Below are 9,071 nucleotides of genomic sequence, written 5' to 3' on the forward strand. Positions count from 1 at the left end.
GGTTCACTCGTTGAGCGGTGAACAGCGCTTCATACGACCTCACGTCGCACGCCCCTTTTCTGTTTAGAGTTGTTATTCATAACATTTCTGAGCACTCCCATTTGAACAAATATTACTTATGACTATATAGTGCAACTAACCACATAAGAGATAGCCACGCACGGATTATGGGTAACAGAAAGATCGCTGTATCAATTGACTCAGAAAACACTCCACACCCAAAGCTAAACTTGATTATTGAAGAGCTATCTAGTTTTGGGTAAATCATCGTTAAGTTTTAAGTAAAAACAATGAGTAACGATTATCACTCTATTTTCTGTCTGGTATGCTCAAAAAATAACAACGAGCTAATAGGAGGCACCTTCAGTGTGGTCTCTAAATATGACATATTCAATAGGTAAGCTAATAAAATGGATAGCGCGAAACCAATTACACTCGTTTCTGAGGTCGTCGAGCGTAGTTTTCAGTGATAGTGACTTTACAAGTCTTGCCAGCAGATTCAGAGAGTCGGAGATACACGTCATTGGTGTCGGAAAGGCGATGACTCCGACTTCGTTTAAAAATGTTTGTGACGACTTTGTCGCTATAGAGAACTTAAATGCAGACGTTGAACTTGAAGGCGTGCAATCAAGCTCTAATCAAGACGCAGAATGCGAATTATGGCGATTAATGCATCACGCTTGGCAGAACTATAGAGATGAATCGGGTTGGGCAAAACTAGGTGAAATTGGCAAGTATTTAAAGAGATTGAAGCCAGATTTTGACCCTCGAAACTACGGATTGAAGAAGTTATCTGACTTTTTTATAAGTATCAACACACTATAGAACACGCAACACCAAACGTTCTGGTATGGAGTTTAAGTTGATAACAAAGGCTAGCAGACAAAATGATGTGCTGTTTTCGCAGATAATTTAAACGAGTTTCGTTTCCTACCAATTAGGTGGACAGGTGATAAATTAGGAGATTTTGCTCCACCCCGTCTTGAATACAATAACTTGGACTAATCTTTTTAAGCTGACCACCACACTTTTTCGCAATGTGTTGAGAAGCTGCGTTGTCTTGAAGACAATGTATTTCCAATGTTCGTATGCCATGTTCCTGTTTGAGTTGTGCTTTGGCCTGCTCTATACAAATACAGGTAATATTATGCCCTTGGGCTTCACGAGTTAACCAGTACGCCACTTCACTTGAAGAGCGGTGCTCATCAATGGTTCGTATACCAAACACGCCAGCGATTTTATCATCAACCCATATAGTATACCATCGAGCCACATTTTCTGGGAACCCAACACGTTGCTGAATGTAGCGAGTCATGGTATCGACGTCCTTGACTTCATCGACCCAATACAAATAGCGAGAAAGATATTCTCGCTCTTGCTGGACTACCTCAAACATGGCCTGCGCGTGCCCTACGCTTAATGGGGTTAAGGTGAACTTATCATGATTTATCATACTTTGCCTCCAACTGAGAGATGGGAAGATAAAACTTTGCGATCTCTGGAGCTCTGCTAAGATAATCAATGGCCTCTTTCGTAAGCATCACTCTACCCTCTTCCACTTGGTAAATTGCGATGTGCTCTAGTGGGTGCGACTCGAAAAATGATTGTAATGAGTAGTTAGACACACGAATGGGCATATAGTCATTGAGTAAAGCGCTCAACTGTACATCAAACGGGCCCGACATATTGGTCCCGATTAAACCAAACAATTGCTCCCGATTGTCACTACAGTGATGCAAAGCTGAGTAGTTATTGCGAAAAGCTTTGAACACAAATCCACTGAAACCATATTTCATCAATTCAGGATAGGAGAGTTGTGGCAACGATTCATCGGCAATGAACATATGAGAATGAGCGTGTCCCACGTTCATATCACAATTCTCGTTTAGAGGCTGTTCTAGAGCAAAATAATCAACATCTTCGAGCAACTTCAACATCGAGGCGAAGTCCGTGTGTTGGATTGACGCGTTGAAATCGAGAATAAACTTCGCTTTACCTCGGTGAAAGTTCAGAAATTCTTTCAGATGATTCAAATGATGAGGACTGGTTTTCAATTTGACATAGTCCGCGCCAGGTTTCCAATCACCATTCTGAGTAATCCCCACCGTTTGATAGGTGCTCGACGTTTGACTGGGTGTGAGCTCAAAAGCACGATAGTGTAGATTTGCAAAGTAGCTGATCGCGTTTTGGATATGCGGAGAGTCGACACAAGTGTACTCATTGAATCGTAACTTTAGACTAGCTAGCGACTCACCGGCGCTTGGTGATAGCGGGAATTCCATTGCAAATCGAAGTTGGTCATTGACGGCAAACGCGATTAAGATTTCTGGCTTTACAGAAATAGTCCCTGAAGCAGTGCGAATGGCGCATGGTATAGGATATTCACGCACCAACAATTTAAGCGATATAGCCATACACAACCTCATAGCCCATGGCGGTAATCTGAGCCTTGCTCTGCTCCATTTTCTCAGTCCCTGCTTTATCGATAGAATTGAGCATATAAAAGTCGGGGGTCCATCTTGCTAATATGGGCAGGATGGAAGCAAGCCTGAAACCCTGAGACAATGACACAGTGAAAGAAAAATTTATGTCCAGTGACTGAAGATGAGCAACATTGTCTTCCCAAGTACGTTGGAACCTGACACTGTGCGAATTACGTTCGCTTAACAAGACATCCGTGCCAACAGAAAATCCCGAGAAATACGGTATATGCCTCAATCTCTCAACAAAGGGAGGCAGTGGTACATGACCACCGGTGGCAATACGAAAGATTTTCTTGTTCTCGACACATAGACGAATTAACGGTAGTAGCTCTCGATAAGTCAGCTCAAGTGGTTCTCCTCCTGACAACAAGATGATATCCTCGTGGGCGTGCGCGATCTCTTCTGTAGCTTTAGTACGAAGTATTGAGCGCTCTTGCCCATGTGGGCAATGAACACACTCAGCATGACATCCCTGATTGACAATGACGGTTTTAAGACTCATGGTAACTACTTAAGGCAAAGCTAGTGGTTAGTTTTCGGTAGGACTGGACCAAGTCAGCCAAGTACCCACCTTCGTAATCATCAGTTAAAAAATCAGCAAGTTGTTCACTTTTTTGACGAAGAAAACCTGTCACCCAATCATACGCGTCTCTTTCGGTTACCTCGAAGGCTTCGACGATAAATGCGACACGCTCTTGATTGGTGAGATCCAGTGTTGGGCTGGTTATTAAGGTCAGTGCGTCAAAGAGCGGATCACCTAAACTTGCCAGATCCCAGTCCACGACGTAAATGCGACCTTCACTGACGAGAATGTTGTCGGGGTGCAAATCTCCGTGGATCACAACCTCGTTATGAGGAATGCTCTTCCTGTCATTAAAGCGCTGAGAGAACGCATTAATGACGACCCGTTGCTGGTCACGATGTAAACTCGACAGCAACTCTCCGCTGATGTACTCCCACTCCACTTGGTTGTCTTTAACCGACAAGAGTTTTGGTGAAGGGTAGCCGCGGTTGTCACTTTGTAGGAATAGTGGATTGATATCGTCTGCTCTCGGATATTGCTGAATGTAAGACCATTGTGAATAGAAACGTTTCACAAAGTGCTTTTTCTGAGACATTGAGCGAACGTCTCGTTGTTCTGAGATTGTTTCATTGTGACGTCGGACTACCCAAGCTCCCAACACGAAAACCCCGAGACTCAGCGCCGATAGGATGAGGTTTACCTCTGAGAAATTGGAAAAGCCCCAAGAGTAGAGCGCACTCAGTAGTAAGCCCATGATGGCAGACAGCATAGCGGCGATCGACATTGCCGTGGAGAAGGACTGTCTGCTTTTCAGTGCAGTCATTAGGTTCGCGCTGATAATAGGCCGGTACACAGATTTGAACCCACACAATACGACATAACCCATAAATACGACCACGACATCATCGACGGACATCAACGCAAACGCAAGACACGACACTAACCCCAACAACACGAAATTAGTGTCCAAGAGCCATCGATTCATTAGATATTTACGATACACGTCTGAAGCATACGCCGACGCTACATTCCCCAAAACAAAAAACAGTCCAATCACTACCGTGGGGTTGAATGTTAATAATTGCTCAAAATGAACTTGTACTGTTCGTGTGTTTATTGCTACCAGAAAAGCGCAAACAGACCCCATAAGCGCAATGGATAAAAAATATATATTATATACGTCAGTGGTAGATGATTTAATTAATTCAAAGGTGGACTCTTTTCTCTTGAGATTATTTATTTTCATATTTGGAAGCCTAGCCAACGCAATGAAAGAAATCACAAATGAAAATAATTGAAAATAAAATGGCCATTCAGGCTGGATGTTATATAGCACACCGCCAATTAAAATCATAGGTATGGTGGCTTTATAAAATAAGGAGTTCAGTTCAAATTTATAGCGCTCGATTTCATCACGTTCAATTATGGCACACAGTAGCTTGTCTTCCGCACCAGAAAATAGAGACGAAGATAGTGTGATAAACAGCATGTAGAAAAAGTAGGACTCAACTCCTCCAAATCCGAGGATTGAGACAAAGGCCAAAATAAACGACACGAGGCCCAGCTTAAGGATATTCTTATTACTCCATTTGTCGGATAAGACACCAAACGGGACCTCGAGAATAAAAGGGAGAACACCAAACAAACCTGCGATGTAGACTATATCGGACACCTCCATGCCCTTTTCATTGACCAAAAATATAGAAAAAATGGGTACCACCCAAGCAGTGGACTTACCAATATAAAACAAACGGTATAAAAAATGATTACTCACAAAACACCTTTCCTCGACAATCGCTGCATCTGTTGCTGTCCTTCAAAGCTTGAATGGGGGCTTTCGCCGACCAATTAACCTCATCTAATTGGTAGATGTTACCGAAGGGTTCAGAGTAGAAACAGTTCTTTAACGCACCGTCATAGTCAACCAATAAGGAGATCAAAGGAAAATTGCATGGCTCAGAAGAGGTCACCCGACTTCGAGTGTTGTGCGTGTAAAATTCAAGGCAATCCACAAATTTTTCAACATTCCAATCGATTTTACCTTGGCCATGCATGGAGCGAATTTTCTTAGTAACTGGCGAATTAGGATCGTTGAGCACCCCGAATAATTTGGAACATTCTTCTCGACTAGGGAGCAAGTGATCTTTTAGTTGACTCGCTACCTCAATAGTCATGGTGTCGCGGGAGAAACTTGTGGAATCAGTGTCAAGCGGGCTAAATCCTACATAATCAATCGGGCTACTATCGATGAAGGTCAAATAGTCCATCAAGTTGTTCGTCACGACACTAGTCAAGGTCGTACGGATTCCGATATTTTGCTCAGGGTTTAGTGTCTTTAATCGCTTAATGTTAGCCCATACTCGATCAAACTTATTAGTGCCTCGAATGCGCTTGTATGATGGAGCATCGATACCATCCATAGAGATAATGATCTCATTGATTCCAAACTTAGCCAACCAATCGAATTTGTGGAGCAAAATGCCGTTAGTGTTTAGCTCTATCTTCAAGCCATGTTGTTTAGCTGCTGACAATACCGACTTGAGTTGCGGGTGAAGTAGTGGTTCACCACCAGAAATCATGACCGAGCTAGCGCCTTTTTTAGCCAACATTCGAAAGGTTTCAGACAACACATCCACGTCGTGAAAATGGCGCTTGGCCTTCCAGCAATCGCAGATCATGCATGGGCTATTACAGTTTTGAATGATATGAACGATGGCGGTTGTCGGGGACCAATACTGTTCAAAGTCGAGTTCGTTGAATGTTGCCGACGTAAGATTGCTTTTGTTGAGGGTAAACCCTTTCTCAGCTAAGTCTTCCATCAGCGCGTGATAATCCGTTTGGATAACCTCTATCGCTACCTCGCACTCCTTCGCCACATCATCAAGGGAGCGACCTTCGATGACAACCTCTTTAATTAAATAGGTGGCCGTGGTATTTAGTTCTGTTGTCGCTATTTTTTTTAGGCAAGTTAAGGTGTGTTTTTCATCGTTAAGAAGATATTGTTTTTTCATGCTAAAAACCAAAATTTAGAGGCGGAGAACCCCTCCGCCTTCATTACCAAATAATGCTAAAATTACTTAGTTTTCTTTTCCACTGGTTTAAAACAAGTTGGGCGGTCGATATTTGTTGGTGTGGATTTTGGTGTTTGGTATTTCATTTTAATATTCCTTATTAATTTATAACTATTTAATTGTTCTCTTATTTTTTGAGAACGTATTTAGGTTGCTTTTTGTTTAATAGGAGTTCAATAGTAAGTTTTATAAAATTTGCTTCACATCACAATATGCAACACCATGTAGTGCAATGTGGTGATTATTGTTCAAAATTGTAAACATAGGAGGATATAAGTAAGTTTATAATTTGTAGTGAAAACAAAGATAATAACTGGCGAAAGATGGCTCTCGCTAAAGCATCTATGTCAAGTAGACGACACCTGATACCAAGTGTCGTCCCTCTAAGAGCCCAGCGCGCAACTTTCACCGCACTGAGCAAGGCACCAATTGGCACCCAGCAACTTATAAAGCAGCGAGAGCAGGCTCATGCCAAGAGTTACGGCATTGCTTCTTTGATTTTCTCTTAGCCAAGTATTCTTGGTATTGAGGATCAAAAGGTGTAGCGGCACTCCTGATTTTCACATGTCTCTCTATTGGCACCTTGGCTATTTGAAACAGATTGAACTGACAATCCATATTCATGATCTTCTGCCAACCGTGAAATTGCCATTGACCTTGACGGTTGATGAAGTATTTAAGGGCGATCCAAGTTCTGGATTTTGTTGGATGACGCCTTTTAGCCCAGTGCCATAACGCATGGAATAGCTTGTGACCTACATATCCGAATACCTGTTTCGCAACGCAGTGTCGATAGTAATTCGACCAGCCCCTGAGTTTCGGATTTATCTACTTGATTAAAGCGTTGACGGGGATAGTTGCGTGCTTTTTGATGAGTTCGCGCAAGTTACTCAAGAACAGCAGTGTGCTGGATTTGCTCGGTTTAATGAGCACTTTCCCTTTGTACTTCCTATGATTAAAACCTAAGAAATCAAAACCACGGCTGATATGGGTAGCGTGTAGTGGGTGATTGATTATGGCCAGTCCGTTAGAGGCTTTGCAATATTAAAAGTAATCCATTAAATACTAATTTAGCAAAGTCATTGAAACGTTATTGTCCAGAGACGCGTTACGTCACCCGGAATCATGAGTCTCTCAGGGACAATAGCTAAGTGGATTAAAACGAACTTGATATAAGGAAAATCGGTGATGCGATCACAAGATGCTTTTGAACGATTGATTTCCCAAGAGCCAATGAATGCTGATTTCAAAGATTTAAAGCGGTTAGCCCTTGCTGTGTGGTACGAAGAGTTCACTCCCGATGTATCGGCTGTTTCTGGATATGAAGCGCAGGTTACCTGCTACTTATTGGAGCGGCTGATTCGCTTTAATTGTGTTGACGACAATCGCTATGAAGAGCTAGAAGGTATGATAAAGCGAATAGAAAAGGATTTAGTCATTCATCATACTAACGACTATCACATTTCCAAGTTTGCGCGAAAGTGGGGACTTAACAGTGATATGAATGCACTCATACGTAAACTCCTTCCCTATCAGACAAGGCATTACCAGAAATCCTGATTACGGCTAGGTAAGGGTTATAAGCTAGGTCTTGAACTGAATGACGTTGACTACTTTGGTGGAGATGAGAGACCGTCGAACACTGACGTTTGACAGCGAAATTAACGTAGCCGTACCAACCTCTAATCTAATACAGCATCAATTAATTCCCCTTCCTCCAACTGAACACCAAACTTCTTAAGCCAGTGTTTAACTTCACCATTTAATAGTTTGATATCATTGGCTTATCTCGTTCGAATATCCAAGTAAGGTGAAATGCGTTGTAGAGCGTTCTAAATCTAGGAATATCGTAGTTAATGCGGTACTTAATTTAAGTACCGAACATTAAGCACCAGTTAATCTCTCGGAATCATCAATCTATTTTTACAAATGAGGGAATGGTTTTAGTCGCCATTTGGTCGTTAAATCGAGGGCTATAACTCAATGTTGCAGACTCAATAGGGGGATCTGGCCAGCCGACTGCTGCGCAGATGGAAGTACCCACCTGATGTGGTCGAAGACGCAATTAAGCTTGTTCTTGAACAAGCAGAAGTGCTGGCTGATGGATGGTATAGACAATATTCTAGATAGAGACTGGGGTTGTGTCGGAGTTACTTAGCTTTCCGCTAGTTTGACAGCGTGATGTTTCCTCATTGTGTCCAATAATTTGTAGGTTATTTTTTTCTTATAGGATGTGTTAAGTAAGACAGGTGTCTCTTGCCAGTGGTCTCGATGTGCTACCCACTGTTGAATCCGACCGCTATTAATATCCGAAATACACAGGTGATGTTGAGGAAACTGATTCTCAAGCTCATTCATAAACTTAGAAAAAAAACCTTGTTTTTGAAAGGGTTCACGCACTCCAATATTATTGATACATATTACTTCTTTATATGAGACTAGCTCTATTTCTCCTGAAACTAATTTCATCAGTGTTTCTGGCTTTTCGCCGTGCAGAACCACGTCAATTAAGAATAACTGTGGGCGTCCCAATCGAAGGTGCCAGATCACTTCATCTTCATAAATGAAATCTCTCTCGGGATAGTCTGAGCTCTTTAAAGCCTCTATGCATCTATTGATGGCGTCAGAAAATAAGCTCACTTTGAGCACCTTTTTGAAATAGCCAATTTATTTATCAAAATAGAATGAAAGTCAAAAATGGTATAGCCTTTCAGTCTGTTATTAGGAGATGCTCACACTATTTAAGTCAAATTCCATTTAATGATAAAAACCAAGTGGATAACTCAATGGTGAGCGCTGATTACAGCTAGTTTTATGTTGTTTTTTATGTGTTACGATACGTTGGAAACATATGTGTAGTTCGTGTGTGATGGGCTGCAGCAATGGTATTAATTTAGAGGAATAATGATGGAAACTGAGAGCGATAAACAGCTTCCCGATCTGTCGGATAGGCGACACCTGTTACCAGATGCCGCCCTCCTAAGAACCGTACGT

The 9,071-nt window shown here is 42.0% G+C and carries 8 protein-coding genes and 3 pseudogenes; 4 read left to right on the plus strand and 7 right to left on the minus strand.

The features are described 5' to 3' along the window. Nucleotides 1-167: 167 nt before the first annotated feature. A pseudogene (locus AAFM34_RS21035) lies at nt 168-916 on the plus strand (OST-HTH/LOTUS domain-containing protein). Nucleotides 917-937: 21 nt separating this feature from the next. On the opposite strand, the gene AAFM34_RS19370 reads toward AAFM34_RS21035, so the two are convergent. Genes AAFM34_RS19370 through AAFM34_RS19390 form a run of 5 tightly spaced genes read right to left on the minus strand, consistent with a single transcriptional unit; the run spans nt 938 to nt 6,017 of the window. Then, the gene (locus AAFM34_RS19370; RefSeq protein WP_161454566.1) at nt 938-1,453 is read right to left on the minus strand and encodes a GNAT family N-acetyltransferase; all 516 of its coding nucleotides are present in this window, start codon (nt 1,451-1,453) and stop codon (nt 938-940) included. Next, a complete protein-coding gene (locus tag AAFM34_RS19375; RefSeq protein ID WP_341665654.1) occupies nt 1,440-2,414 on the minus strand; it encodes a hypothetical protein in 975 nt (324 codons plus the stop codon). The genes AAFM34_RS19370 and AAFM34_RS19375 overlap by 14 nt, the downstream gene beginning before the upstream one ends. Then, the gene (locus AAFM34_RS19380; protein ID WP_161454568.1) at nt 2,398-2,985 is read right to left on the minus strand and encodes a hypothetical protein; all 588 of its coding nucleotides are present in this window, start codon (nt 2,983-2,985) and stop codon (nt 2,398-2,400) included. The genes AAFM34_RS19375 and AAFM34_RS19380 overlap by 17 nt, the downstream gene beginning before the upstream one ends. After that, the gene (locus tag AAFM34_RS19385; RefSeq protein ID WP_341665658.1) at nt 2,975-4,780 is read right to left on the minus strand and encodes an MFS transporter; all 1,806 of its coding nucleotides are present in this window, start codon (nt 4,778-4,780) and stop codon (nt 2,975-2,977) included. The genes AAFM34_RS19380 and AAFM34_RS19385 overlap by 11 nt, the downstream gene beginning before the upstream one ends. Next, the gene (locus AAFM34_RS19390) at nt 4,773-6,017 is read right to left on the minus strand and encodes a radical SAM protein (RefSeq protein ID WP_341665660.1); all 1,245 of its coding nucleotides are present in this window, start codon (nt 6,015-6,017) and stop codon (nt 4,773-4,775) included. The genes AAFM34_RS19385 and AAFM34_RS19390 overlap by 8 nt, the downstream gene beginning before the upstream one ends. Nucleotides 6,018-6,400: 383 nt before the next feature. Here AAFM34_RS19390 and AAFM34_RS19395 point away from each other — a divergent pair, with 383 nt between their 5' ends. Next, nucleotides 6,401-6,586 carry a hypothetical protein gene (locus AAFM34_RS19395; RefSeq protein ID WP_341665662.1) on the plus strand — a complete coding sequence of 62 codons (186 nt, stop codon included), beginning with the start codon at nt 6,401-6,403 and terminating at the stop codon, nt 6,584-6,586. On the opposite strand, the pseudogene AAFM34_RS19400 reads toward AAFM34_RS19395, so the two are convergent. Continuing rightward, nucleotides 6,522-7,076 (minus strand): annotated as a pseudogene (locus AAFM34_RS19400) (group II intron maturase-specific domain-containing protein); the annotation flags it as partial. The gene AAFM34_RS19395 and the pseudogene AAFM34_RS19400 sit on opposite strands and share 65 nt — an antisense overlap. 186 nt (nt 7,077-7,262) lie before the next feature. On the opposite strand from AAFM34_RS19400, the gene AAFM34_RS19405 reads away from it, so the two are divergent. Together AAFM34_RS19405 and AAFM34_RS21040 are read left to right on the plus strand one after the other, a co-directional pair. Next, on the plus strand, nt 7,263-7,637 hold the full coding sequence (locus AAFM34_RS19405) for a hypothetical protein (RefSeq protein WP_341665664.1): 375 nt from the start codon (nt 7,263-7,265) through the stop codon (nt 7,635-7,637). 444 nt (nt 7,638-8,081) lie between these two features. Further along, nucleotides 8,082-8,207: pseudogene (locus AAFM34_RS21040) on the plus strand (type I restriction enzyme endonuclease domain-containing protein); the annotation flags it as partial. 24 nt (nt 8,208-8,231) lie between these two features. On the opposite strand, the gene AAFM34_RS19410 reads toward AAFM34_RS21040, so the two are convergent. Beyond that, nucleotides 8,232-8,717 carry a hypothetical protein gene (locus AAFM34_RS19410; protein WP_341665666.1) on the minus strand — a complete coding sequence of 162 codons (486 nt, stop codon included), beginning with the start codon at nt 8,715-8,717 and terminating at the stop codon, nt 8,232-8,234. Nucleotides 8,718-9,071 lie beyond the last annotated feature (354 nt).

The sequence above is a fragment of the Vibrio sp. genome, from assembly GCF_038138445.1.
Classification (GTDB): Bacteria; Pseudomonadota; Gammaproteobacteria; order Enterobacterales; family Vibrionaceae; genus Vibrio.